At 43.8% G+C, this 23770-nt stretch carries 26 protein-coding genes and 1 other annotated feature; of the genes, 18 read left to right on the forward strand and 8 right to left on the reverse strand.

Features of this window, described 5'->3' with window-relative positions:
- Genes H8S75_RS22045 through H8S75_RS22070 form a run of 6 tightly spaced genes read left to right on the forward strand, consistent with a single transcriptional unit; the run spans position 1 to position 3930 of the window.
- The gene (locus tag H8S75_RS22045) at positions 1–438 is read left to right on the forward strand and encodes a prepilin peptidase (RefSeq protein WP_187023393.1); all 438 of its coding nucleotides are present in this window, start codon (positions 1–3) and stop codon (positions 436–438) included.
- Positions 435–824 (forward strand): hypothetical protein, encoded by a 390-nt coding sequence (locus H8S75_RS22050; protein ID WP_187023394.1) that lies wholly within the window; start codon positions 435–437, stop codon positions 822–824. Before H8S75_RS22045 ends, H8S75_RS22050 begins: the two co-directional genes overlap by 4 nt.
- A gap of 1 nt (position 825) precedes the next feature.
- Complete coding sequence (locus H8S75_RS22055) at positions 826–2265, forward strand: DUF6382 domain-containing protein (RefSeq protein ID WP_187023395.1); 1440 nt, start codon at positions 826–828, stop codon at positions 2263–2265.
- 47 nt (positions 2266–2312) lie between these two features.
- On the forward strand, positions 2313–2933 hold the full coding sequence (locus H8S75_RS22060) for a rhomboid family intramembrane serine protease (protein ID WP_187023396.1): 621 nt from the start codon (positions 2313–2315) through the stop codon (positions 2931–2933).
- A gap of 19 nt (positions 2934–2952) precedes the next feature.
- Positions 2953–3369 (forward strand): HIT family protein, encoded by a 417-nt coding sequence (locus tag H8S75_RS22065; RefSeq protein WP_110323707.1) that lies wholly within the window; start codon positions 2953–2955, stop codon positions 3367–3369.
- Between the two features lie 18 nt (positions 3370–3387).
- Positions 3388–3930: an RNA polymerase sigma factor gene (locus tag H8S75_RS22070; protein WP_025532466.1), complete on the forward strand. Its 543-nt coding sequence runs from the start codon at positions 3388–3390 to the stop codon at positions 3928–3930.
- Between the two features lie 14 nt (positions 3931–3944).
- Here the strand turns inward: H8S75_RS22070 and murG are convergent, their stop codons facing one another.
- On the reverse strand, positions 3945–5012 hold the full coding sequence (gene murG / locus H8S75_RS22075; protein ID WP_187023397.1) for an undecaprenyldiphospho-muramoylpentapeptide beta-N-acetylglucosaminyltransferase: 1068 nt from the start codon (positions 5010–5012) through the stop codon (positions 3945–3947).
- Positions 5013–5123: 111 nt separating this feature from the next.
- On the opposite strand from murG, the gene H8S75_RS22080 reads away from it, so the two are divergent.
- Complete coding sequence (locus tag H8S75_RS22080; RefSeq protein ID WP_349768970.1) at positions 5124–5939, forward strand: DUF4367 domain-containing protein; 816 nt, start codon at positions 5124–5126, stop codon at positions 5937–5939.
- A gap of 12 nt (positions 5940–5951) precedes the next feature.
- Positions 5952–6449, forward strand: coding sequence for a DUF6147 family protein (locus tag H8S75_RS22085; protein WP_187023398.1), 498 nt, complete (start codon positions 5952–5954; stop codon positions 6447–6449).
- A 458-nt stretch (positions 6450–6907) separates the two neighbouring features.
- On the opposite strand, the gene H8S75_RS22090 is transcribed toward H8S75_RS22085, so the two are convergent.
- Positions 6908–7264: an arsenate reductase family protein gene (locus tag H8S75_RS22090; RefSeq protein WP_187023399.1), complete on the reverse strand. Its 357-nt coding sequence runs from the start codon at positions 7262–7264 to the stop codon at positions 6908–6910.
- A gap of 195 nt (positions 7265–7459) precedes the next feature.
- Here H8S75_RS22090 and H8S75_RS22095 point away from each other — a divergent pair, with 195 nt between their 5' ends.
- The 3 genes from H8S75_RS22095 to H8S75_RS22105 all read left to right on the forward strand — a co-directional run bounded on the left by H8S75_RS22095 (position 7460) and on the right by H8S75_RS22105 (position 9106).
- Positions 7460–7987, forward strand: coding sequence for a spore maturation protein (locus H8S75_RS22095; RefSeq protein WP_055659872.1), 528 nt, complete (start codon positions 7460–7462; stop codon positions 7985–7987).
- A 107-nt stretch (positions 7988–8094) separates the two neighbouring features.
- A complete protein-coding gene (locus tag H8S75_RS22100) occupies positions 8095–8553 on the forward strand; it encodes a MarR family winged helix-turn-helix transcriptional regulator (protein WP_187023400.1) in 459 nt (152 codons plus the stop codon).
- A 19-nt stretch (positions 8554–8572) separates the two neighbouring features.
- Positions 8573–9106 (forward strand): GerMN domain-containing protein, encoded by a 534-nt coding sequence (locus H8S75_RS22105; RefSeq protein ID WP_187023401.1) that lies wholly within the window; start codon positions 8573–8575, stop codon positions 9104–9106.
- A 269-nt stretch (positions 9107–9375) separates the two neighbouring features.
- On the opposite strand, the gene H8S75_RS22110 is transcribed toward H8S75_RS22105, so the two are convergent.
- The gene (locus tag H8S75_RS22110; protein ID WP_187023402.1) at positions 9376–11196 is read right to left on the reverse strand and encodes a DUF885 domain-containing protein; all 1821 of its coding nucleotides are present in this window, start codon (positions 11194–11196) and stop codon (positions 9376–9378) included.
- Positions 11197–11369: 173 nt separating this feature from the next.
- Positions 11370–11633, forward strand: a binding site (T-box leader).
- 138 nt (positions 11634–11771) lie between these two features.
- On the opposite strand from H8S75_RS22110, the gene metG reads away from it, so the two are divergent.
- The 5 genes from metG to dhaS all read left to right on the forward strand — a co-directional run bounded on the left by metG (position 11772) and on the right by dhaS (position 16856).
- Entirely contained in the window at positions 11772–13766 is a 1995-nt protein-coding gene (gene metG, locus H8S75_RS22115; RefSeq protein ID WP_187023403.1) for a methionine--tRNA ligase, read from the forward strand.
- 64 nt (positions 13767–13830) lie between these two features.
- A complete protein-coding gene (locus H8S75_RS22120) occupies positions 13831–14586 on the forward strand; it encodes a TraX family protein (RefSeq protein ID WP_187023404.1) in 756 nt (251 codons plus the stop codon).
- 58 nt (positions 14587–14644) lie between these two features.
- Positions 14645–15409 (forward strand): TatD family hydrolase, encoded by a 765-nt coding sequence (locus H8S75_RS22125; protein WP_187023444.1) that lies wholly within the window; start codon positions 14645–14647, stop codon positions 15407–15409.
- Positions 15410–15421: 12 nt separating this feature from the next.
- The gene (gene rsmA, locus H8S75_RS22130) at positions 15422–16291 is read left to right on the forward strand and encodes a 16S rRNA (adenine(1518)-N(6)/adenine(1519)-N(6))-dimethyltransferase RsmA (protein WP_187023405.1); all 870 of its coding nucleotides are present in this window, start codon (positions 15422–15424) and stop codon (positions 16289–16291) included.
- 1 nt (position 16292) lies between these two features.
- A complete protein-coding gene (gene dhaS / locus H8S75_RS22135; RefSeq protein WP_187023406.1) occupies positions 16293–16856 on the forward strand; it encodes a dihydroxyacetone kinase transcriptional activator DhaS in 564 nt (187 codons plus the stop codon).
- On the opposite strand, the gene H8S75_RS22140 is transcribed toward dhaS, so the two are convergent.
- On the reverse strand, positions 16853–17089 hold the full coding sequence (locus H8S75_RS22140) for a hypothetical protein (protein ID WP_187023407.1): 237 nt from the start codon (positions 17087–17089) through the stop codon (positions 16853–16855). The genes dhaS and H8S75_RS22140 overlap by 4 nt on opposite strands.
- A 240-nt stretch (positions 17090–17329) precedes the next feature.
- Here H8S75_RS22140 and H8S75_RS22145 point away from each other — a divergent pair, with 240 nt between their 5' ends.
- Together H8S75_RS22145 and H8S75_RS22150 are read left to right on the forward strand one after the other, a co-directional pair.
- A complete protein-coding gene (locus H8S75_RS22145; RefSeq protein WP_055659886.1) occupies positions 17330–19063 on the forward strand; it encodes an oleate hydratase in 1734 nt (577 codons plus the stop codon).
- 194 nt (positions 19064–19257) lie between these two features.
- Entirely contained in the window at positions 19258–20928 is a 1671-nt protein-coding gene (locus tag H8S75_RS22150; protein WP_002605662.1) for a peptide ABC transporter substrate-binding protein, read from the forward strand.
- A gap of 119 nt (positions 20929–21047) precedes the next feature.
- Here H8S75_RS22150 and H8S75_RS22155 read toward each other — a convergent pair whose 3' ends face one another.
- The 4 genes from H8S75_RS22155 to H8S75_RS22170 are packed head-to-tail and all read right to left on the reverse strand — an operon-like array spanning position 21048 to position 23693.
- Positions 21048–21797: a GNAT family N-acetyltransferase gene (locus tag H8S75_RS22155; protein ID WP_187023408.1), complete on the reverse strand. Its 750-nt coding sequence runs from the start codon at positions 21795–21797 to the stop codon at positions 21048–21050.
- A 52-nt stretch (positions 21798–21849) separates the two neighbouring features.
- On the reverse strand, positions 21850–22401 hold the full coding sequence (locus H8S75_RS22160) for a TIGR01440 family protein (protein WP_207729195.1): 552 nt from the start codon (positions 22399–22401) through the stop codon (positions 21850–21852).
- Positions 22402–22431: 30 nt separating this feature from the next.
- The gene (locus H8S75_RS22165) at positions 22432–22851 is read right to left on the reverse strand and encodes an HIT family protein (RefSeq protein ID WP_002605659.1); all 420 of its coding nucleotides are present in this window, start codon (positions 22849–22851) and stop codon (positions 22432–22434) included.
- Positions 22852–22892: 41 nt separating this feature from the next.
- A complete protein-coding gene (locus H8S75_RS22170; protein WP_187023409.1) occupies positions 22893–23693 on the reverse strand; it encodes a MurR/RpiR family transcriptional regulator in 801 nt (266 codons plus the stop codon).
- Between the last annotated feature and the right edge of the window lie 77 nt (positions 23694–23770).

The raw sequence follows: 23770 nt of genomic DNA on the forward strand, positions 1-23770 counted from the left end.
ATGGAAGATATAAACCGGGTACATATAATATTTATGACATTTTTAGCGGCTGCGGCCTGGCAGGATTTGCGGAATAAAAGTGTTAGTGTATGGCTGTATCTGGGCTATGGGGCAGTTGCATGTGCCATCAGGCTGACTGGTGGGGAGCCTGTTTTACAGGCCCTGAGCGGGGGCCTGGTGGGGGTGGTGCTTTTGGCAGCAGGCAGGCTGACCGCAGGTGCGATCGGAATTGGCGATGGCTTGTTTTTCGTGGTCAGCGGGCTTTACTTAAGCTTTTATGATAATGTGCGGCTGCTTTTATACGGAATATTATGGGGCGGTATATTTTGCCTGTTTCTATTTTTTTATGGAAAAAAACATGGAATAAATATACACAGAATGACGGTGCCATTTTTACCGTTCCTCATTCCCGGATGGATCTGGATGGTGATTTCATGAAAAAAAGACTGGCAGGAAGTTATACCATAGAGGCAGCCTTCGTTATGGCGCTTGTTCTGTGGGCAGTTTTGTTTTCTGTTCAGGCAGCGTACAGGCTGCGGGATGAGACTGTGGGAGCGATGGCCCTGCAGGGAGCTTCAGAGTATTTACGTCATGGAGAGGAGATTACGTCGGAGGAGGCGGCAGCCTATGCAGAGCGCCTGGCAGGAAGACCATTCTCCTGGAGCGGCTATAAATTCATTATAGAGGAAAAAAGAACGGCACTGATGGGACGGAGCGTCAGCGCCTCTGGAGAAGGGGGAACCTGGTCCCTTTCAATCCACCAGAATGAATATGATCCGGAGAATTTCCTGCGGATGTGCAGTCTTTTAAACCAGGAGGAATGATATGGAAATCACATATAAAAGAGAACTGAAGCATAATTATCTGATTATTATCCCGGAAGAAACTTTTTACGACAGCTATGAGATACGGATGATGGCCTCCAACTGTATCGATGGACTTTTGAAATTTCATGTGAAGCAGGTGGATAACATAAGATCTTACTACTATGAGATTACATCGAGACAGCCTCTGACGCGGCTTCTGGAATACCAGAGCCTGGGGGCAGAGGAGCTCCGATGCCTGATTACGGGGATCGTCAGGACTCTGGAGCGGATGGAGACATATTTACTGCAGGAAGGCCAGATTTTGTTAGAGCCGGATTATATCTATGTGGAGCCGGAAAATTTTACGGTGTATCTCTGTCTTATTCCAGGACGTCAGGGGATATTTCCGGAAGAGATGACGGCTCTTCTGCAATACCTTCTTGGAAAGGTGAATCATCAGGATAAGGAGTGTGTAGTAATGGCATACGGCCTTTATCAGGAGAGCTTGAAGGAGAACTATGGAATGGGGGACCTTCTGAGGCTGACAGGCCGGGATAAGTCTGATGACATGAGAAACGAGTGGGGGAAAGAACCGGAGATGAAAGATAATGACTGGCAGACGGATGCGATGGAAACCGATGGAGAGGCGGAGCTGATACGACCGGTGGGCAGGAATAAAAAAGCGGTGCGAAGAGAACCGGAGTGGAAAGAGCGCGGAAAAAAGGTGCTTGAGAACAAAACTATATTACAGGATGGCAGTAAAAAGAGAGAAGAAAGTCTGGTGGAAACGAGAGCTCTGTTCCGCAATATTTTAACCTTTGCCGTTATTGCTGCAGGCGGACCTGTTTTTTGCTGGTTTTTATATGGAGAAAGAGGTATAAAACAATACTGGCTGCTTCTGGTCGCGCTGGATGTGCTGACAATAATTTTTTTATTTGTGCGTATCGTCATTCCGGAATTACTTGAGGGGGATCAGAAAGAACGGGATTTTGTTGAACGAGAGGACAAAAACAGATATGATGAGGAAGAAAGTCGCCATGAGTGGCAGATGGTGTTTCAGGAAGAACCTGAGAACAGTCATGAAATTCCGGTTACAGGTAATTATGAGATGAATTTAAAGAATGAGGAGTGTACTACGGCCCTATTGACTGAACCGGAACGGCCTTTAAATTCCAGATGCCTCCGCAGTACAGAACCGGGAATCCCTGACATTATCATTTCCTACGTTCCGTTTATTATTGGTAAACAGGAAGGACTGGCAGACTATGTATTAGCCCGTGATACAGTCAGCCGTCTCCATGCGAGAATAGACAGAGAAGGGGAGGAGTACAGGATTACGGATTTAAATTCGACAAACGGAACTACGGTAGGCGGAAGGCTGCTGGAGATGAACGAAACCGCGGTACTTTTGCCTGGAGAAGAAGTTTATATCGCAAATATTGGATTTATATTTACATAAAGCGGCAAATTGTGCTAGAATGGTCGTAAGATTATAAGGAGAGCACAATGGAAGATTTGTACGGACGAAAAAAAGCATATGTGAATACCGGCCTTATCGCGCTAAACGTGCTGTACTTCCTTGTTCTGGAGGCGACAGGTTCTTCGGAGAATACATCATTCATGGTGGCACACGGCGCCATGTATGCGCCGCTGGTAATAGAAAAAGGTGAATATTACCGGTTAATTACCTCTGTATTTATGCACTTTGGAATCAGCCATATTATGAACAATATGTTGATTCTTTTTATCCTGGGTGATAACCTGGAAAGAGCCCTGGGTCATATAAAATATCTGTTTTTCTACCTGATCTGCGGAGTGGGGGCGAATATCGTATCCATGGCCGTGAATTTAGGTGAGTACCGAAACGTCGTATCAGCCGGCGCTTCGGGAGCTATATTTGGTGTGATAGGCGGACTTTTATACGCCGTCATCATAAATCGTGGCCGGTTGGAAGACTTGAGTACCAGACAGCTGGTTGTGATGATTGTATGTTCCCTGTATTTTGGCTTTACCAGCACAGGTGTTGATAATGCCGCGCATATTGCAGGTTTATTAATAGGCATTGTAATGGGGATCCTTTTATATCGCAGGCCCAGGAAAAAACGCAATACCGAGATATGGGGATAAAATGGAAGGAGGTGAGAGTGTGAGGGATGACAATTGTATTTTCTGCAAAATTGCTAATGGCGAGATACCGTCAGAAACCATTTACGAAGACGAGACGTTTCGTGTAATTCTGGATTTGGGCCCGGCATCGAAGGGACATGCATTAATTCTACCAAAGCAGCATTACAGCGACATCTGCGAGTTAGATGAGGATGTTGCGGCCAAGGTCCTTCCACTGGCAGCAAAGATAGGAACGGCGATGAAAAAATCTTTGAATTGCGCCGGGTTTAACGTAGTCCAGAATAACGGGGTGGAAGCAGGACAGACTGTATTTCATTTTCATGTGCACATTATTCCTCGTTATGAGAAAGGGCCTGTTATGGTTTCGTGGGTACCGGGAGAGGTGAGCCCGGAAGAATTAACAGAAACAGGAGCTGCCATAAGGAGCACCCTGTAATCAAAGGGGGCATAGGAGATGAGCATGCAACAAGATGAAGATATGCTGTTACAGTCGATTTACGAAGAGTATCAGGGAACGCTCCGCCGGATTGCGAGAGCGCTGAATGTTCCCAATATGGAACTTGAAGATGTAGTTCAGGAAACTTTCATAGCTTATTTTAGGAAGTATTCCTTAACATGGTCGCCAACACGCAAGAAAGCGATGTTGGTGAAAATCCTGAAAGGAAAAGCGATTGACTGCCTCAGAAAGAATGGACGCTATGAAAAGGTCAGTCTTGATGAGGAGAATTCGGTAAGATGTATTGAGATGCTGACCACGTACGTGGTAACGGATCCCATTGATATTATTATCAGTGAGGAAGCAATACAGAGAATTACCACGGAAATCGCCAATATGAGACAGGAATGGAAAGAGATGGCCGTTCTGTATTTCCTTGAACAGAGAACTATACCAGAGATTTGTGAGATGCTGGAGATACCGGGAACGGTATGCCGCTCCCGGATTTACAGGACAAGAATGTGTCTGAAAAAGATTCTCGGACCAAAATACGATATTTAAAAATTTAATAATGTTTAGTTTGAAGCCAGAGATTCGATCATATCCACGATTGTATCGACGGCATTATGCAATTCACTTTGTTCCATGCGGCTGATATAGGTTTGACGGTCATTGTATGTTTGGGTAATGGCCTGGAACAGGGAATCGTCAGAAAGATTCTCTTCTTCCAGGACGCAGCTGAAGCCCTGTTTTTCGAATGATCGTGCATTTAGGATCTGGTCACCGCGGCTGGCAGCAGCAGAAAGTGGAATCAGGATATTAGGTTTATGGAGTGCCAGAATTTCACAGATAGAATTAGCACCTGCTCTTGATATCATTAGATCCGCTGCAGCGAATAAATGTTTCAATGGTGCGTCAACGTACTCGTACTGTACATATCCTTTGGTGGTTTTCAGGCTTTCATCCAGATTGCCCTTGCCGCAGATATGTATTACCTGGAAGGTCTCAAGCAGTTTTGGAAGTATATGGCGTACAGAGCGGTTAACGGTAACAGAACCGAGACTACCGCCGATAATAAGAATGATAGGGCGGTTGGCAGACAAACCGGTGTATTTTAGTCCGGTAAGCCGATCGCCCCGTAACAGTTCTTTACGTATCGGGGAACCGGTAAGGCATGCCTTTTCTTTTGGAAGGTATCCCAGCGTCTCCGGGAAATTACAGCAGATCTTTGCCGCTGATGGAATACAGATTTTATTAGCCAGTCCGGGGGTCATATCGGATTCATGGATAATAACCGGAATTTTATAATGCTTTGCCGCAAGAACAACGGGAACGGCAACAAAACCGCCTTTGGAGAAGACGACATCGGGCCGGTGGAGTTTTATCAGCTTCAGGGCCTCGCCATAGCCTTTCATAACGCGGAATGGGTCGGAGAAATTTTTGATGTCAAAATATCTGCGGAGTTTACCGGAGGAGATACCATCATAGGGAATACCCGCTCCTTCGATGAGTTTCCGTTCGATTCCCTGATAGGATCCAATGTAACGGATCTCATAGCCATGTTCTTTCAGAGATGGAATCAGAGCAAGGTTCGGGGTAACATGTCCGGCTGTTCCGCCGCCGGTTAAAATGATTTTTTTCATAAGACGTTGCCTCCCAATATCGATATACTATTATAGTAAACGTTAGCAACAAAATGTCAACCCCAAAGCGTGTGGGAACTTCAGGATAACCTGTAATTATGAGGTGTGTGCGTGGACCAAGATAGGAATCATGGAAAAAAATGTTCTGTTTTCAAGCGAATAAAATATTTTTTAACACGACAAGTAAGAATGGATGCACGGTTGCTTGATTTTATGCAGGAGCACCCGGAAATAGCACCAGATTCTGATCTACTTGAAGCACCGCCCGGTGAATTTCAGAAAATATTGGCTGAGATGGATAAAAGAGGAATCAAACCTGCTGTTAAAAGGCAGGTAAAACTAAAAAACAGTCTGACCAACGCAGGAAGATATATGCATAGGCCTGCGTTTGTTGCGCTGTTAGTGGTTTTGATAATTGGTGGGACTTCTGTGGGGACATCGGCGAAGAAGGCTTATGATTATAGGATGAGAGAGAGGTCGGCAGGAAAGAGTAATCTTGTATGGAATAATGATCAATATATATTGTCAGAGGATGATGGCATTGATAAGGCTTATAGTGATATAGAAGAATTATTGGGAATTAAACCTTTAAAAATGGCATATCTCCCTTTTGAGATGAAATTTACAAGAATTGAATTGAGTGAAGGGAATGCTACGATGGAGTTTAACTATAATGATAAAAAATTTTACTTTACTCAAGCTAAGCATCCTGTAGCGGCCTCCAATAGTGTAGCTTCTGATAGGTCTGTTTATAAAGAAATATATAATATTTGGCTAAACCAGAATATAAGAATGGAAAAGAATACCTTAGCTACAGATGATATTGAATATAGTGCAGTTATAAATTACGATGGTGCCTATTATTACCTATCTGGAATTATAAGTGAGGATGAGTTTGCAGAAATTTTAAGGAATATTTTTGTTTAATAAGGAGAAGAAATGAATAAGATTATTAAAAGCATGTTTTTAAGTATGTTAATATGCATATTATGCACAATACCTACTTTTGCAATGGGATCGGCTGAGAATGCGGCTTTGTTAAAAGGGAGAACTGAACAAATAGTTGTAAAGCCTCAGCCGAGAGGATCAATAATATCTACTGGTACATTAAGAATATCTAATGGACAAGACGGATCAATAGGTGTATTTATGCAGACTTTGGCTCATGTAGATGTAGATGAAACCGTTTTTGGAATTTATTTAGATCGATGGATTGAAAGTGAAGAAAGATGGGTAAATGTGGATCATTTTACATTTTCGTATACAAAAGAGGAATACCCGGATGAAGATCTGGCAATGAAATCTTTATCATTTAAGATTATTGGACAGCCTGTAGATTGTTATTATCGTTTGCGTGGTTTGCACGCTGTTGTTTTAAATGGTATGCGTGAAATGCTTACGACAGAAACTCAAGGAGTTTTGCTTACCAAAGAGTAATAAGATTATCATGATTATCAAAAAATGTAATATTTGTTATACAAAACATAAAATTAATTATTAGTATAAATCTTAAAAAGGCTGTAAAATCAGTCCTCAATTAGGGATCGCCAGTTCCGGCAAATACCGGTTCTGGCGATTCTTATTTTCATACTTACTTTTTTACGTGGTTCTTGATTTCGCTTGTAAAAAATGTGGCCACTTAATAAGCCTTTGAGTGTAATTCTTAAATTTTAACAACTTTCAATTGTGTACCTCCTTGTATTTAAAATATATTTTTTAATTACAAGGTGCCCACGCAAATCTGTATTTATGTTAAGCTATTTCATAAAAATTCCCCGTACATCTCATTTTAATATAGAGAGATTTTCTTACCTTATTGCCATTGACCCCATGGCCCGGGTGATTTTTCTTTTAGGGGAGTTTTTAAGACCCCTTTTGATTTTTAGATTATAGAATTATCTTAAGCATCTACTCCACTCCACGTCCTTAAACCCAACCAAAACAAATTCTTCCCCCACAACAATCGGCCGTTTTACAAGCATGCCATCTGTAGCCAACAATTCCAACTGCTCAGCCTCAGTCATTTCTGGTATACGATCTTTTAAATTCTGTTCTTTGTAAAGATTTCCACTTGTGTTAAAAAACTTTTTCAGAGGGAGCCCGCTTTTCTTGTACCAGGTTTCCAGTTCTGCCGCGGTGGGGTTCTGCTCTTTGATATGGCGGGCTTCATAGGAGATTCCATTGTCATCCAGCCATTTTCGGGCGCGTTTGCAGGTGCTGCATGGGGGATACTGTAAAAATAATATGCTCATATTGGAGAATCCTTTCTTTTTATCAAATTTTTCATATATTTATTGGGACTTTCGCATGGGGTAAAAGCCCATTCTGGCGATTGAGCGCGTTACTTTTGGTACAACTGCCATTGACTCTATTTTATACTGGATTGCCCTGAATGAAAAGGGGATTTTTGAATAGAATGTAGTAATAGACAGAATTGAGGAGTTTCAATGAGCTTTATTTTATTTTTATCGGAGGCAATGGTTCCGCTGATTCTTTTTTATATTGTTGGATTTGGAATTCTTTCGAAACGTCCGGTTTTTGATGATTTTATCAATGGTGCAAAAGATGGGATGAAAACAGTTGCAGGGATTATGCCAACGCTGATCGGATTGATGACTGCGGTGGGAGTACTGCGCGCTTCGGGCTTTTTGGATTTTCTGGGGGAACTTTTGAAGAATCCTGCAAGCTGGCTTTGCCTTCCGGCACCAGTGGTACCTGTGATTTTGGTGCGATTGGTATCAAACTCCGCAGCGACAGGACTTGTGCTTGATATTTTTAAGGAATACGGCACAGACTCCTATGTTGGCATGCTGACTTCAATTTTAATGAGCTGTACAGAAACTGTGTTTTACTGCCTCAGTATCTATTTTGGCACTGTAAAAATCAAAAAAACAAGGTATACTATGGGAGGTGCTTTGGTGGCTACAGCGGCAGGAGTAGCGGCCAGCATTATTTTGAGCCGATTTTTGGCATAAAATCCAGTAATTAAACAGTTTTTTAAGAATTTCATAAGAATTCAGGTGGTTGCCTTAGGTTTCATTATCATGTATAATCATGAGGAAGCTTTTATTGGCAGGAACGTATGAAAGGGATAGACGTGGATACTTACGGGACTCTGAACGAAGTATTGGTAAGATTGTTTCGCGATATTATGGACATAGAACAACAGGCCATTATTACATCTGAGTTTAAGGACTTGACGAATAATGATATGCATGTCATAGAAGCCATTGGGATCGAAGAACCGAAGAATATGTCAACTATAGCAAAAGAGCTTTCTGTGACAGTCGGGACACTGACGATTGCGATGAACAGTCTGGTTAAGAAAGGCTATGTGACTCGTCAGAGAGGAAAAGAGGACCGCCGCGTTGTCTATATATTTCTTTCAGAAAAAGGAAGGGCTGCTTACGAGCATCATGCCAGATTCCATAAGGATATGATCGATGGCGTTATCGGTCAGCTGAGCGGAGATGAAGTAGAAGCTTTTATTAAAGCTCTGACCAAGTTAAATACCTGGTTTCGGAGCCTTGAGGAGAACTAGAAGGAGGCTATAATTAATCATGAAAAAATTCATCATGTGTTTTGTAGGAGCTATGCTGGTATTATCTTTGGCGGCATGTACACCAACTCCCGTAAAACAGTCAGAATCAGCAACAGAGCCTATGGTTGAGGCATCGACCGGCGGGGCCAGCGATAAAGTACCGGATCCGAACGTGGAACCGATGGAGATCATATCTGTATACAGTTCTAACGAAGATGCGACAGGATTAAATCAGGCGATGGACGCAGTAGATGAACTGACAGCGCAGTCGCTGGTTGATAAGCTGATTGAATATGGTGTTTTAGAAGAAGGGACTGAGGTCCTTAATTTTGACACAAAAGATGGCATCGGTACCCTTGATCTTTCAAAAATACCATCCAGCGGGACGTCAGGAGAATTATTAATGCTGACAGCCATTGGGAATACATTTACGGAAAATTTTGAACTGGACAAGCTGAAGCTTCTTGTGGATGGAAAGAATTATTCCAGCGGACACATTGAGCATGGCGATAATGATTACCTGGAATATAACAGAGATTATAAAAAGCTGTAAAGAGGCCTGCAATAATTATTATCATATCGAAGATACTGGTCATGTGTGAAATTATAAAATAGTAATATGGCAGATAGATAAAGGTGCCGCTTAATCACATTTACTTAGTGATTAAGCGGCACCTTTATTCAGTACAAATTATATACTGCATAAATCATAATAAGAAATTAGAAAATGCATGATGGATGGAATGGTCAGTTGGTCAAATGTTCAATAAATAGGGTTGGATAAGTGGCCAAATAAATACCCATTAAACTCATTTTCTGATCCTACTGATCCATCTGTTCCGCCAGCCACAACCGAAAATATGGCTGTATAATGCTGAACTGGGCCGGACCGATGTCGAGGAGGAAGGTGTGGAATGCTTTTAAATCAAATTGATCTTTCAAAATCTTTTCCGCTGTATTTCTCATTTCCATAATTTCCATGTATCCCACGTAATACTCCATATAGTTGGTAGGATTCTCCACCAGGCTGTAATAGATGGTATCTGCGACATCACTGTCACCGATATTATAAAATTTACTGAGATATTCTTTTACCTGTCCTTTATCCCAGCCATCGTAATTAATGCAGATATCGAGCAGTGCATACAGGCCGAGAGAGATGGCGGCATTGTGGGCCAGAAGCTGCCCCATGCTCGGATCGAGTCCATTGTCAAGCGTGTAGGAATAATACTCTACATAGGTGGCCCAGCCTTCCGAATAGCTGGAGAAGGACAGAATCTTCCGAAGATCACAGGTGTTATTGCTGATAAAGTAAACATTTTGATATAGATGGCCCGGATAGCCTTCATGAGCCAGTGTCGGAAATAAATCTTCATTCTGAAATCTGGTGCCGCCGTTAATGTAAATGACATTATCCTGGTAACGGTCCAGCGGAGGCACAAGGTAAAATGCAGGACTTAAGGAACCCTCCAGCGCTTTTGGAACGTATTTGACCTTATAGCTGCATTCGGGAAGCGTGGGAAAATCTTTGGAAATCTGCCCTTTTAAGGCCTCCAGAATTTCATCTGGCTTTGTATACTGGAATGCATAGGTATCCAGGGCATCGACCAGCTCGGGATGAGTCTGCACGATTTCTCCCAATGCCTTTAGATCAGAATTTAACTGTTTCTCAATTGCCTTCTGAAGCTTTTCAACGCTGTCATAGGAGGTTGCCGTGTTGGATTTTACAAGATATTCAAAATATTCCTTTCCCTGTGGAAATTCACTCAATCCTTTTTCATTAGTCCCTGTTCCCATCAGCGAAGTGATCCCGTCAATGAGGTTCTTATAGGCGGGGATAAAATGATCTTTTAATACCGCAAGGTTTTGCTCTTTATATGCAGCCTTTTCTTCCGGTGATGCATCGGTAAGAGCGTCAACCCGTTCGTTAAAGGTCTCCGCCAGGAAACTGTGGTCCGGTTGAATTAAGTAGGCCTCACAGGACTGAAGAACATGGTCGGCGGCGGTGTCACACATGAAAAGTCCTGCCTCCGATTTTTCCTTCTCAAATTCCAGAATCTGTCCATAATATGTATCAATCGTGGACAGCAGGGCCAGGTAGTGATCTACGTCCTTTTTACTGTAAAAGGTGTATTCGGCCAAAAGGATAGGGAGCTGTGCCTGAATGCCGATCGTGCTGGTTAAGGGCTGTGCATAGAGTTCCAGGCCTTCCGAAGATAGTTCCGTCTCAAGATAAGAGGAGAGAATCTTGTAGGTGAGTTTCTGCTCCTTAGTCAGCTTTTTTATATCGATGGAGCCAAGCGCTTTCTTCAAATCCTGCATTTCACCGTAGTTTTTCTTCATGTTGCCCAGAGAAAATTCTCCAAAAGTATCAGGAACTTCTGTGATGCCGCGTGAAGCTGGATCAGCCAGCGTGTAATGAAGATCAAGGCCAGAATTCTTAAGTTCTTCTTTGAAAATAGTCTGAGTGAGGGCGTCAAATTGATTCTGGACGCTCACATTTTCCGATTTGTACTGTTCGTACTGGGCGGAAGACGTTTCAGACGGTGCTGGTGTCTTTGGTCCCGCGCAGGCCGCCAGCATGGAGGCCGAGAGAAGAATGGCCAGCAGACGGCGGGCCTGTTTTACATGTTTGTTTGTCATAATTATTCCTCCAATATTCACTATTATAATTATATGGAGAAAAAGAGAACTCATGAGTTAAAGTTTGACGAAAAACAACGTGTTTTTCAGTTTTATCGGGATTTATAACCAGTTTCCCGCTTGACAAACCGGATGGAAACTATTACACTAAGAGTTACAAATCCAGTTTATATAGGAATGCAGAGAAAAGAAGAGTAAGAAGAGCGCTTCATGTGCAGAGACTCCCGGGAGCTGAAAAGGGAGCTTGAGGTCCTTCCCAACATGGTCTTGGAGCAGCAGAGCCGAAGTGGCGGTTACCGCCTTTAAGCTTTGACGGTCACACCCGTTATCGTGTCAGACTGTAATCCCCGTTTTAGACGGGAGCGCAGCCTAAGAGGTCCGTGTCGTGAGAGACGGATAAATTAAAGTGGTAACACGGGAAATATTCCGTCTTTAAGTGTCCTGAAAGGATATTTACAGGCGGTTTTTTATTTCACAAAAAAACAGGTCCCATGAAATAAAAACGCTTGCCGGACACTTTATTCTTTTCAGTAATGAAATGCAGTTAGTTATAAAATGTACAGGAGGGAAAAACAATGTGTAAAGATTGTAAGAAAGAACCATATTATATTACCACTGCCATTGCCTATGCGTCGGGAAAACCACACATCGGTAATACGTATGAGGCAGTGCTTGCGGATGCGATTGCCCGGTTTAAGAGAGCCGAAGGGTATGATGTATTTTTCCAGACAGGAACAGATGAGCATGGTCAGAAGATAGAGGAAAAAGCCGAGGCAGCAGGTATAACACCACAGGAATTCGTAGATCATGCCGCAGGGCAGATCAAGACGATCTGGGATCTGATGAACACTTCCTATGATAAGTTTATTCGTACAACGGATAAGGATCATGAGGCCCAGGTACAGAAAATTTTCAAAAAGCTGTATGATCAGGGGGATATTTATAAAGGCTATTATGAGGGACTTTACTGTACTCCGTGTGAATCTTTTTTTACGGAATCCCAGTTGGTTGACGGCAAATGTCCGGACTGTGGCCGTGAAGTTAAGCCGGCGAAGGAGGATGCGTATTTCTTCCGTATGAGTAAGTACGCAGACCGCCTGATTAATCATATCAATGAGCATCCGGAGTTTATTCAGCCAGTATCCAGGAAGAATGAGATGATGAACAATTTCCTCCTTCCAGGACTTCAGGATCTTTGTGTATCCAGAACGACATTTAGCTGGGGAATTCCGGTGACCTTCGACCCGAAGCACGTAACCTATGTATGGCTTGACGCTCTGACTAACTATATAACTGGAATTGGATATGACTGTGATGGAAACAGCAGTGCGCAGTTTGCGAAACTCTGGCCAGCAGACCTTCATCTGATTGGAAAGGATATCATTCGCTTCCACACTATTTACTGGCCGATCTTCTTAATGGCTCTTGACCTGCCGCTTCCGAAGCAGGTATTTGGCCATCCGTGGCTGCTTCAGGGCGACGGTAAGATGAGTAAATCCAAAGGAAATGTCCTCTATGCAGACACTCTGGTAGATTTCTTCGGCGTGGATGCCGTAAGGTATTTTGTTCTTCATGAGATGCCATTTGACAATGATGGCGTGATCTCCTGGGAGTTGATGGTAGAGCGTATGAATTCTGATCTGGCTAATATCCTTGGAAATCTGGTCAACCGTACAATTTCCATGTCTAATAAATACTTTGGCGGAGTGGTCAACAATGCAGGCGATACGGAGGCGGTAGACGACGATTTAAAAGCAGTCGTGCTGGACGAAGTGAAAAAGGCCCGCGAAAAGATGGAGAAGCTTCGTGTGGCGGATGCCATTACGGAAATCTTTAACATATTCAGGAGAAGCAATAAATATATTGATGAGACGACACCCTGGGTTCTGGCGAAAGATGAAGCGAAAAAGGGCCGTTTAGAGACCGTGCTCTATAATCTGACAGAGGCCATTACTATTGGAGCATCTCTGCTGGAATCCTTTATGCCGGATACTTCCGCAAAGATTCTGGAGCAGCTTCATACTGAGAAACGCAGTCTGGAGCAGATGGATCAGTTTGGATTTTACCCATGTGGAAATCATGTGACAGATAAACCGGAAATCCTCTTTGCCCGTATGGATATCAAAGAGGTAATGGAGAAAGTAGAGGCCATGCAGGCTGCCTCGGCTGTTGGAACCGCACAGGAAGGCGCTGGTGAAGAGACGGGAGCGGACGCTCATGAGGTTATCGATATTGAGGCAAAGCCGGAGATTACCTATGATGACTTTGCGAAGCTGCAGTTTCAGGTAGGTGAAATAATCGCTTGTGAGGCAGTGGCAAAGTCGAAGAAGCTTCTTTGTTCCCAGGTTCGTATCGGAAGCCAGGTAAAGCAGATTGTGAGCGGAATTAAAGCGCACTATACTCCGGAAGAGATGGTAGGAAAGAAGGTTATGGTAGTCGTAAACTTAAAGCCTGCGAAGCTGGCGGGAGTGCTGTCTGAGGGCATGCTTTTGTGTGCAGAGGACGCGGAAGGCAATTTATCCCTTATGGTACCGGAAAAAACGATGCCTGCGGGAGCAGAAATCTGTTAATAGAGTAGAAAGTTGGGGCTGGGTTCCGGGAATCCGGCCCCAGTAGTCTATGAAAGGAGTATGGATGGAGCAGACTTCAGCAAAATATGGAGCCGGCGAACAGTCAGGTGGAATTTCGGGAAATACACTTAAGATGGTTGCGATTGTTACCATGCTTATTGATCATATCGGAGCGGGAATTGTGGAACCATATCTTAATATGAACATGGTAGTGATGGAAGGAAATGAGTTGCTTAGCCGCCTCTATTACCTGGATATGGGGCTGCGCATCATTGGAAGAGCTGCCTTTCCGATTTTCTGCTTCCTGCTGGTGGAAGGATTTCTTCACACACATAATGTGAAAAAATACGGGAGCCGTCTGCTTCTGTTCAGTCTGATCTCGGAGATTCCATTTGATCTGGCATTCTTTGGTACCTGGTTTTATCCGGCATATCAGAACGTTTATATCACACTTTTTATTGGCCTGGTGGTCCTGGTTGGATACCGGCGCTGGGAGTATGACGCGGTTAAGAAAATGTTAGTAATGGCGGCTGGATGTGCGGCGGCTTATCTGCTGAGATGCGATTATGATATCAGCGGTATACTGATGATTGTTATTCTATATGAATTCCGGAGAAATAAACGGTATCAGGTGCTTGCGGGCGGACTTATGGCGGGGCTGGAAAGCATCAGCTTTTTTGGAGCGGCAGTGCTGGCATTTATTCCAATCAGCATGTATAATGGTACGAGAGGACGGATAAATTTAAAATATTTTTTTTATTGGTTTTATCCGGTCCATATAATGGTATTATATCTGATTCAGCTCCTGGTTGTCAGGTGACAGGCTCGTTGTGTCAGCGCGGGCGGAACTGGGTTTAGAGATATGAGGGAAGAAAATGATGATATTTGATACACATGCTCATTATGACGATGAGCAGTTTGACGAGGACCGGGAGGAACTCCTTGCTTCCATGCAGGCATATGGAGTGGAAGCGGTTACTAATATTGGGGCCAGCCTTGCTAGCTCACAAAATACGATTGAACTGACAAAGAAGTATCCGTTTGTCTATGGCGCTATAGGCGTCCATCCCAATGAGGTCGACGAACTGAATGAGGATGGTATTGCCTGGCTGAAAGAAAATTCCGCTCTGCCGAAAATCGTGGCTGTCGGTGAGATTGGTCTCGATTATTACTGGGATGAGCCGGGGCGGGAGGTTCAGAAAAAGTGGTTTCTTCGTCAGCTGGAGCTGGCTCGGGAAGTAAAGCTTCCAGTGGTAATTCACAGCCGCGATGCTGCGAAAGATACGCTGGATATTATGAAGTCATTTCATGCAGAGAATCTCGGCGGAGTGATTCACTGCTTCTCCTATACGAAGGAGATGGCGCGGGAATACTTAAATATGGGTTTCTATCTGGGAATCGGCGGAGTCGTAACCTTCAAAAACGCAAAGAAGCTGAAGGAAGTAGTGGAATATATGCCGATGGAGCAGATGGTTTTAGAGACAGACTGCCCCTACCTATCGCCTGTTCCAAACCGTGGTAAACGCAACTCATCGCTGAATCTCCCATATGTGGTGGAGGAAGTGGCCCGCTTAAAAGAGATATCGGTGGACGAGGTAATAGAAATCACAAACAGAAACGCGAAAACAATGTACAGGCTTTAATGGAGGGCGCGAATGGCGACACTGGGAAACCCCCAAAAGACGATAGAGATCATACAGAAATATGAATTTGCATTTCAGAAAAAATTCGGCCAGAATTTCCTGATCGATACCCATGTGCTGGAGAAGATTATAGCGGCTGCGGGTGTGACGGAGGACGACTGCGTGCTGGAGATTGGACCGGGAATCGGGACTATGACGCAGTATCTGGCGGAACATGCCAGAAGCGTTGTAGCGGTGGAGATCGATAAGAATCTGATTCCAATTCTTCAGGAGACACTGAAGGAGTATGAGAACATCACCATAATCAACGACGATATCTTAAAGGTTGACATAAATAAACTGACAGAGGAATATAATGGTGGACGGCCGATTAAGGTGGTTGCCAATCTTCCATATTATATTACGACACCAATTATTATGGGGCTCTTCGAAGGAGGGGTTCCCATCGACAATATTACCGTCATGGTTCAGAAAGAAGTGGCGGAACGTATGCAGGTAGGGCCGGGATCCAAGGACTATGGAGCGTTGTCGCTGGCGGTGCAGTACTATGCTGACGCCTATATTGTGGCAAATGTGCCGCCCAACTGTTTTATTCCGAGACCGGGGGTTGGATCAGCAGTAATCAGGCTGACAAGGCATAAAGAACCACCGGTAGAAGTGGATGATCCGAGGCTGATGTTTAAGCTCATACGTGCGTCCTTTAATCAAAGGCGTAAAACGCTGCAGAATGGGCTGAATAATTCGCCGGAACTGCCTTTTGCCAAAGATGAGATCGCAGATGCCATAGAGAGTCTGGGTGTCACTCCTCAGATACGCGGTGAGGCGCTGACACTGAAACAGTTTGCAGATTTAAGCAACTATTTTACACGTAACAGGGGGTAATATGTCAGATTCACTCATTACAAAAAAAGCGATTGCCGCAGCGCTGAAACAGGTTTGCAGGGAAAAGCCGTTTGATAAGATATCGATCGCGGATATTACCGCAGTATGCGGATTGAACCGTCAGACGTTTTATTATCATTTTCAGGATAAATATGAACTGCTCAGCTGGATCTATTATAACGAGAACTTTTCTAAGATCACAGAGGATATTACCTTCGATAACTGGGATCAGAAAATTCTGGAGATGCTTCAGATTATGGAAAAAGAAAAGTGGTTTTATGTAAATACACTGAAAGAGCAGGAACACACATTTGAGAGTTATTTATTTGAGATGGCCAAAGCCCTGTTTTCAGAGGCCATTGCCAGATTGGATGAGAATAATCATTTAAATGATATGGAACGGGAGTTCGATGCCGAGTTTTATGCGTATGGTATTTGCGGAGTCATCGTTTCCTGGACCCAGAGTGGAATGAGAATAAAACCGGAAGTTGTGGCGGAACACTTAAGGAGCCTGGCCAAGGATACAGAGCGGATCGGTTATATCCGAAGCCAGGGTATTATTTAAGAAATCTTATCCATGATATAACTAATGCAATCTTCCATTGAGGAAGTCTTAATCAGCTGGAGCAGTTCATCGTATTTCATGCGGCACTCACACGGGGAAGTATTGAACTTGTTTAAAAGTTCCTCGATGTTGCGGGCCGTCCGTTCCGGTGATTTTTTGCTGTTTCTTAAAAAATGGAAGAGCGCCGTTTTGAACACGGATTCTCTTAGATGTTCCTGCATGTTTGCATACATGACAATCCCCCCTGACTAATATGACTCTGTAATTGAATGCGGTAATCTGACTCTATTGTAGAAGATGAGAATCGATTTATCGATAGACAAAATAGAAAAAATGTCTGGTTTTGCGACACCGTATTGACGGTGTCGTTTTTTTGACATTAAAAATTTCATGTATGGTGACAGGCCAGATGAAGTATGCTAATATTAGGCTATGAACAGTAACCGATTGACGAGGTAAGAAAGGAAACGGATATGAAGAAAAAAAATGGACTGGGAAAAGCGATTGTCTGGGGCGCGGCAGCAGCGGCAGCCGGTGTAGCGGCAAAAAAAGCGTATGATAATTCTAAAAAGAAACAGGAAGAGAAAGTAGATAACGTATCGGATCAGGTTATGGAGAACCGCAGCTATGAGGGAAAGAACGCCTATTTTGTTGGCGGCGGACTCGGAAGCATGGCAGGCGCGGCGTATTTAATCCGTGACTGTAAGTTCCCGGCAGAGCAGATCACAATCTATGAGGGAATGCATATTCTCGGCGGCAGCAATGATGGAATCGGTACTCCGGAAGGCGGATTTGTATGCCGCGGCGGCAGAATGTTAAACGAAGAGACGTATGAGAATTTCTGGGAGTTATTTGGCTCAATCCCATCACTCAATAATCCTGACAGAAGTGTGACTGAGGAGATATTGAATTTCGATCACGCTCATCCTACACATGCAAAGGCCCGGCTGGTGGATAAGGATGGAAACATTCTTGATGTGAGAAGCATGGGATTCACTCAGGAAGAGCGAATGGCCTTGCTGAAACTGATGAACACACCGGAAGATAAACTGGATGATATGACAATCGAGCAGTGGTTTGCGGACATGCCTCATTTCTTTACTACGAATTTCTGGTATATGTGGCAGACGACCTTTGCTTTCCAGAAATGGAGCAGTCTGTTTGAATTCCGCCGTTATATGCGCCGGATGATTCTGGAGTTTTCGAGAATTGAGACGCTGGAAGGCGTGACGAGAACCCCGTTAAACCAGTATGACAGTGTAATTAAGCCACTGGAAACATATTTGAGAGATAAGGGTGTTAATTTTATCGAAAACTGTACGGTGACAGATATTGATTTTGCAGATGGAGACGGAATTACTGCAAAAACACTGCATCTGGATGATAACGGAGAAGAGAAAACTGTTGAAATCCAAGCGGGTGATATCTGTATTATGACTAATGCCTGTATGACAGACAGTGCAACTTTGGGTGATCTCCATACACCTGCTCCGGAACCGGAATTAAAGCCTATTTCGGGTGAACTCTGGAGCAAGGTGACGATGAAAAAGCCAGGACTGGGAAATCCGGAACCGTTCTTTGGAGACGTACATGAGACAAACTGGGAGAGCTTTACTGTGACAAGCCGTGGTAATAAGCTGTTAAAAATGATCGAGGATTTAACCGGCAACGTACCGGGAAGCGGCGCCCTGATGACATTTAAAGACTCTAATTGGCTGATGAGCATAGTTATAGCAGCGCAGCCACACTTTATTAATCAGCCAATGGATGAGACGATATTCTGGGGTTATGGCCTGTATACGGATCATGTGGGCGATTATGTGAAGAAACCGATGAAGGACTGTACGGGGGAAGAAATGCTGACAGAACTTCTTCATCATCTGCATATGGAGGACCATATCGATGAGATCATGGCCGATGTGGTCAATGTTATTCCATGTATGATGCCTTATGTAGATGCCCAGTTCCAGCCGCGTAAGATGACCGACCGTCCGAACGTGGTACCGGAGGGCTCTACTAACTTCGCCATGATCAGTCAGTTCGTAGAGATTCCGGATGACATGGTATTTACAGAAGAGTACTCCGTGCGTGCAGCCAGAATCGCTGTATATACTTTGATGGACGTGGACAAGACGATCTGTCCTGTTACACCATATGTAAAGGATCCAAAGGTACTTTTAAAAGCAGTACAGACGGCATACCGTTAATTGTAGGAAAAAGCCGGGAAGCAGAGAAATTCAGTTTCCCGGCTTTTTAATTGCTCTATTTTTTAATATTTCCACGAATCTTCCAAAAAATGAAAGGATTTTACGGATTGCAAGAAACTTAAATGTATGGTATGCTATAATCTGCGCTGTCTGTCACAGACAGACAAAGAGAAAAGATATGGAGGGAAAGTAACATGAAAAAAATGGCACTTGTATTAGCTGCTGTTCTGGCTTCCGGTATGGTTCTGACCGCGTGCGGCGGATCCGGCAATGCGGCAAAGGAAACAACAGGTAATAATACATCGACCACAACTACAACCACCGGCGGACTTGATCTTGCAGTTCAGGTTGGACCTGATCCGGAGACTGTAGATCCGGCGTTAAACACGGCAATTGATGCATCTAATATCATTCTGCACGCATTTGAGACGCTTCTTACCTTTGATGAGAACAATGATATTGTTCCTGGACAGGCGGAATCCTTTGATGTGAGCGATGACGGACTTACTTATACATTCCATCTTCGTGATGGATTAAAGTGGAGCGATGGCTCCGATTTTACAGCGGAAGACTTTGTTTATTCCTGGAAGCGTCTGGCCGATCCGATGACGGCGGCTCCGTATGCGGCAGACATGCTGTCTATGGTAAAGGGTTATGAAGAAGCTGCGGCCGGAGACATCGACGCTTTGGCAGTGTCCGCACCTGACGCAAAGACTCTGGTTGTAGAATTAGCCAGCCCTTGTGTTTACTTTGACAAAATCATCACCCACGCAAGCATGGCTCCTGTTAAAAAGGATGTCGTAGATGCTAATGGTGATCAGTGGGCTCTGGCTCCTGAGACCTATGTATCCAACGGACCGTTAAAGATGATCGAGTGGGTGCCAGGATCTCATATGACTTTTGCAAAAAATGAAAATTACTGGAATGCTGACAAAGTTACCTTAAATTCCTTAAAGTTCGTTCTGATGGAAGATTCCAACGCGGCTTACAGTGCTTATCAGACTGGCGAAGTACAGATGATTAAGGATATTCCGACTGAGGAGATTCCAAGTCTGCAGGATAGCCCGGATTACCATCTGGATCCTCGTCTTGCTACCTCTTATACGATCTTTAACACACAGAAGGCGCCATTTGATAATGCAAAAGTGCGTATGGCCCTGAGCCTTGCTGTTGACCGTGAGTATGTAGCTAATACACTGATGATCGGTACCGTTGCCCCGGCGACCAACTTCGTAGGCCCTGGCATCTCTGATGTAGAAGCTGGTTCCTCCTTTGAAGAAGTAACACGTGCGAATAACGGCGGGGATTTCTTTAATGTAAGCGACTATGAGGCTGATCTGGCAAAAGCAAAGGAACTCCTTGCTGAAGCAGGATATCCGAATGGAGAAGGCTTCCCGATCATTGAATATATGACCAATGATGCAGGATATAACAAACCGGTTGCCGAATATTTGCAGAGTGCCTGGAAAGACCTTGGCATAACCATGGACATTAAGATTGTAGAGTGGTCTACCTTCACACCAACTCGCCGTGCCGGTGATTTTGAAATCTGCCGCGGAGGCTGGGTATACGACTATGATGATCCTTCTAATATGCTGAACTTACTTGCAAGCACAAGCGGAAACAACGATGGAAAGTATTCCAATCCGGAAGTTGACAAGCTGCTTGAAGAAGCGCGTTCTACTGCTGATAAGGCAGAACACTATGAGAAGCTTCATGCTGCAGAGAACCTGATCATGGAAGATGCAGCTGTTTCTCCGCTTGTTTATTCAAGTGATTTCTATCTGCAGAATCCGAAGTTAAAGGGAACATGGCATTCTCCATATGGTTACTGGTACTTCATGTACGCAACCATGGAAGAGTAATTGGAAATAACAGAAAATCAGAAATCTACAAAGAATTAAATATTCAAGAAATATCGGAAAGGGTTCCGCCACTTGTCAGACAATGTGGCGGGATCCTTTTTGACATACTGGATCATTTGTTATTTTTTTAGTATTCTCATTAAATAGTTGATATCCAGCAGGTTTACTGTTTCAAAATTACCATTATAAAACACACCCCAGTTATTGAATACACAAGGAAGTTCCTTTGCTTTTTGGAGCGTATCTACTTGAATAAAAGATACGGGAATCTTACTCTCTTCACAATGCTGCTTAATCATCTCGATATTTTGATGAATATAGGGACATTGCAAATCATAATAAATGGTCAGCTCTTTACTTTCGATTCCAGGGGTTTTGACATTTGGTGCAAATCTTGGAGTTGTCCCATCCAAAGAAAGAGCAAGCAGCTCGTATCCATTGTCGGTAGTATCGACAACTTCGAAGCCGAATTTTTTTGCAAATGCCTGGTTGGAAAGCCAGGATTTTTGTTTTTTCGCCCCTAACATGCAAATACCGGATTTTCCTTTTTCCTTGGCATCAGCCAGACAATATTCCATCAGAACTTTCCCATATCCTTTTCCTTTGTAACTGCCAGTAACCCATAAGCAATAAAGATACAGATAGTTGTCCCCATTTATAGGAACCCATGCTGTTTCAAGAGGCGCATATTCGATAAAAACTGTAGCCTTTGCATCTAACTTTCTAAAAACATGACCTTCATTCAGCCGGTCTGAAAGCCATTGGCGCTTTGCCTCAACACCGGGATGGGGTTTTTTACTGCGGATAATACAGCATAAATGCTCATTGGCAAGGTTCTCTGTCGTCAAGTTTATAAATTCAGTATCCATATGCTGCCTCGCTTTCAATAAACGGCTGTTATTTTCTTAGCCTTGCGGTATCTTACATTAGTTCAGGATTGTAATGGGCCCGCTCTCCGCCAATAAATTTAGGCCTGGTTCGCGCGCAGACAACGCGGGCGGCACCTACGTATTTGGTGGCGATGCGCACGGGAACCGCAACGGCTTTTAAATGCATGCCGATCAGAGTATCTCCGATATCAATGCCGGCGGCTGCCTGGATATGTTCCACTGCCACCGGATGCTGTAAAGTATGGTACGCCGCAGTGGCAAAAGAGCCGCCGGCCTTTAATTGAGGAACTACATTCACTGGTTCATATCCATAGCGTGCGGCAGCTTCTGCTTCCAGGACCAGAGCCCGGTTTAGGTGTTCACAGCACTGGGCAGCTATGTCAATGCCGTGAGAAGACATGATCTGATAAATAGCGGTGTATACTGCTTCGCCGATCTCCTCGCTGGAGTGAGAGCCGATGCAGTATTCTGCAATTTCACTGGAAGAACAACCGATAACGACAAGATCGTGTTCTTTTAAATGAGCGGCTTCCAATAATTCTGCAGCGGCATCGGCCGCCTGCTTTCTGATGTCATCTAACATGGATTCCACACTTCCTTTTTGGTTTATCAATTATAATGCGGCGCGAATCGCAACAGCCATGTCTTCATACTCTTCATCAGTTAAATACACCTTGTCTGGATTCATGGCAAATGTTCCGCCCCATTCATCCCCGCCATTGTATTTGGGCACGATGTGCATATGAAGATGGCAGCCAGTATCTCCGTAAGCACCATAGTTCACTTTGTCAGGATTAAATACCTTGTGTACAGCCTTGGAGACCTTGGCAACGTCAGCAAAAAATGCGCTGCGTTCATCATCGCTGATATCGATCAATTCACTGACGTGTTCTTTATACGCGAGAATAACTCTGCCGCGTTTGCTCTGTTCCTTGAATAAATATAAAACGCCGGTTTCCATCTCGCAGACAGGATAACCAAATTTTGCGACCAGTTCTCCCTGCATACAGTATGCGCAATTTGGATCTTTCATAATATTAGTACCTTCTTTCTTTTATTTTTATTATTCTGGATCTATTTTATCAAAATAGAGTGGGGATGGGAAGAGGGCAGAGTATTAACTTTCTCAATATAGAGATTAAACAACAGGTCAAAGAAATAACTTACGCCGTATCGGGTGTATACATTTTGAATGCCCTCGGTAATGCGGTCACTGGAATGAAATTTGTGACTGAGATAAATCACATTGTCATAGCAGGACTCAAATTTTTCGGAATGATTAAGGGTAATCAGCACTTTGCAGGCGTGGACGTTCTGCAGGTCGGAGAGCGTAGCTATGGCGTAATTGCCGGTGGTTGAGGTAACAATAACCAGGTCTTCAGGCTTTAGATTTTGCAGGAGAGCAGTATCAGGATAGGCATCTGTAACAATACGAATCAGTTTACCGATCGCAGCCAGTCCCTGCTGCAGTACCTTCGCTGGATAACTAGACAGATCCGCAGCCAGGATAACGACCTGTTCACTGTCGTGGATGCGTTTTACCAGCACTTCGAGATTCTGGGCCAGGAACATCTCATTGATATCCTGCATCATATCATCCATGGAAATACGAAGATACTGGTCGAATTCCGGATGGCAGGCATACTGAACAAAGGCATCCATGTGCTGTCGGGTAATTGGTGCATTCTGTTTCATGGCAGTAAAGCTTTCGTAACCGATCAGTTTGGCAAATCGTTGAATACTGCTTCGGGAAACATAGCATTCCTCCGCCACATCATAGATACTCAGGTTTTTCAATTCATGAAAATGTTCCAGTAAATATCTTGCCAACACCAGGTTCGTATCATCATCTTCATTGGAATTTAGGACTGCCAATAAAGACGTCATTAAATTAAAATAACTTAAACTGAATTTGTTTTGGATTTTATCTGTATTCATAGCCAAATCATATC

It is taken from the genome of Hungatella hominis (genome assembly GCF_014288005.1).
In the GTDB taxonomy this organism is placed as follows: Bacteria; Bacillota; Clostridia; order Lachnospirales; family Lachnospiraceae; genus Hungatella; species Hungatella effluvii.

Bases quoted from the DNA above. Each gene is read 5' to 3' on its own strand.
- H8S75_RS22150 (WP_002605662.1), top strand. From the start codon at position 19,258: ATGAAAAAAATGGCACTTGTATTAGCTGCTGTTCTGGCTTCCGGTATG.
- H8S75_RS22045 (WP_187023393.1), top strand. From the start codon at position 1: ATGGAAGATATAAACCGGGTACATATAATATTTATGACATTTTTAGCG.
- H8S75_RS22050 (WP_187023394.1), top strand. From the start codon at position 435: ATGAAAAAAAGACTGGCAGGAAGTTATACCATAGAGGCAGCCTTCGTT.
- H8S75_RS22155 (WP_187023408.1), bottom strand. From the start codon at position 21,797: ATGGATACTGAATTTATAAACTTGACGACAGAGAACCTTGCCAATGAG.
- H8S75_RS22060 (WP_187023396.1), top strand. From the start codon at position 2,313: ATGGAAGATTTGTACGGACGAAAAAAAGCATATGTGAATACCGGCCTT.
- H8S75_RS22160 (WP_207729195.1), bottom strand. From the start codon at position 22,401: ATGTTAGATGACATCAGAAAGCAGGCGGCCGATGCCGCTGCAGAATTA.
- H8S75_RS22145 (WP_055659886.1), top strand. From the start codon at position 17,330: ATGAAGAAAAAAAATGGACTGGGAAAAGCGATTGTCTGGGGCGCGGCA.
- murG (WP_187023397.1), bottom strand. From the start codon at position 5,012: ATGAAAAAAATCATTTTAACCGGCGGCGGAACAGCCGGACATGTTACC.
- dhaS (WP_187023406.1), top strand. From the start codon at position 16,293: ATGTCAGATTCACTCATTACAAAAAAAGCGATTGCCGCAGCGCTGAAA.
- H8S75_RS22090 (WP_187023399.1), bottom strand. From the start codon at position 7,264: ATGAGCATATTATTTTTACAGTATCCCCCATGCAGCACCTGCAAACGC.
- H8S75_RS22095 (WP_055659872.1), top strand. From the start codon at position 7,460: ATGAGCTTTATTTTATTTTTATCGGAGGCAATGGTTCCGCTGATTCTT.
- H8S75_RS22165 (WP_002605659.1), bottom strand. From the start codon at position 22,851: ATGAAAGATCCAAATTGCGCATACTGTATGCAGGGAGAACTGGTCGCA.
- H8S75_RS22140 (WP_187023407.1), bottom strand. From the start codon at position 17,089: ATGTATGCAAACATGCAGGAACATCTAAGAGAATCCGTGTTCAAAACG.
- H8S75_RS22085 (WP_187023398.1), top strand. From the start codon at position 5,952: ATGAATAAGATTATTAAAAGCATGTTTTTAAGTATGTTAATATGCATA.
- H8S75_RS22105 (WP_187023401.1), top strand. From the start codon at position 8,573: ATGAAAAAATTCATCATGTGTTTTGTAGGAGCTATGCTGGTATTATCT.
- H8S75_RS22125 (WP_187023444.1), top strand. From the start codon at position 14,645: ATGATATTTGATACACATGCTCATTATGACGATGAGCAGTTTGACGAG.
- metG (WP_187023403.1), top strand. From the start codon at position 11,772: ATGTGTAAAGATTGTAAGAAAGAACCATATTATATTACCACTGCCATT.
- H8S75_RS22055 (WP_187023395.1), top strand. From the start codon at position 826: ATGGAAATCACATATAAAAGAGAACTGAAGCATAATTATCTGATTATT.
- H8S75_RS22110 (WP_187023402.1), bottom strand. From the start codon at position 11,196: ATGACAAACAAACATGTAAAACAGGCCCGCCGTCTGCTGGCCATTCTT.
- H8S75_RS22070 (WP_025532466.1), top strand. From the start codon at position 3,388: ATGAGCATGCAACAAGATGAAGATATGCTGTTACAGTCGATTTACGAA.
- H8S75_RS22120 (WP_187023404.1), top strand. From the start codon at position 13,831: ATGGAGCAGACTTCAGCAAAATATGGAGCCGGCGAACAGTCAGGTGGA.
- rsmA (WP_187023405.1), top strand. From the start codon at position 15,422: ATGGCGACACTGGGAAACCCCCAAAAGACGATAGAGATCATACAGAAA.
- H8S75_RS22100 (WP_187023400.1), top strand. From the start codon at position 8,095: ATGAAAGGGATAGACGTGGATACTTACGGGACTCTGAACGAAGTATTG.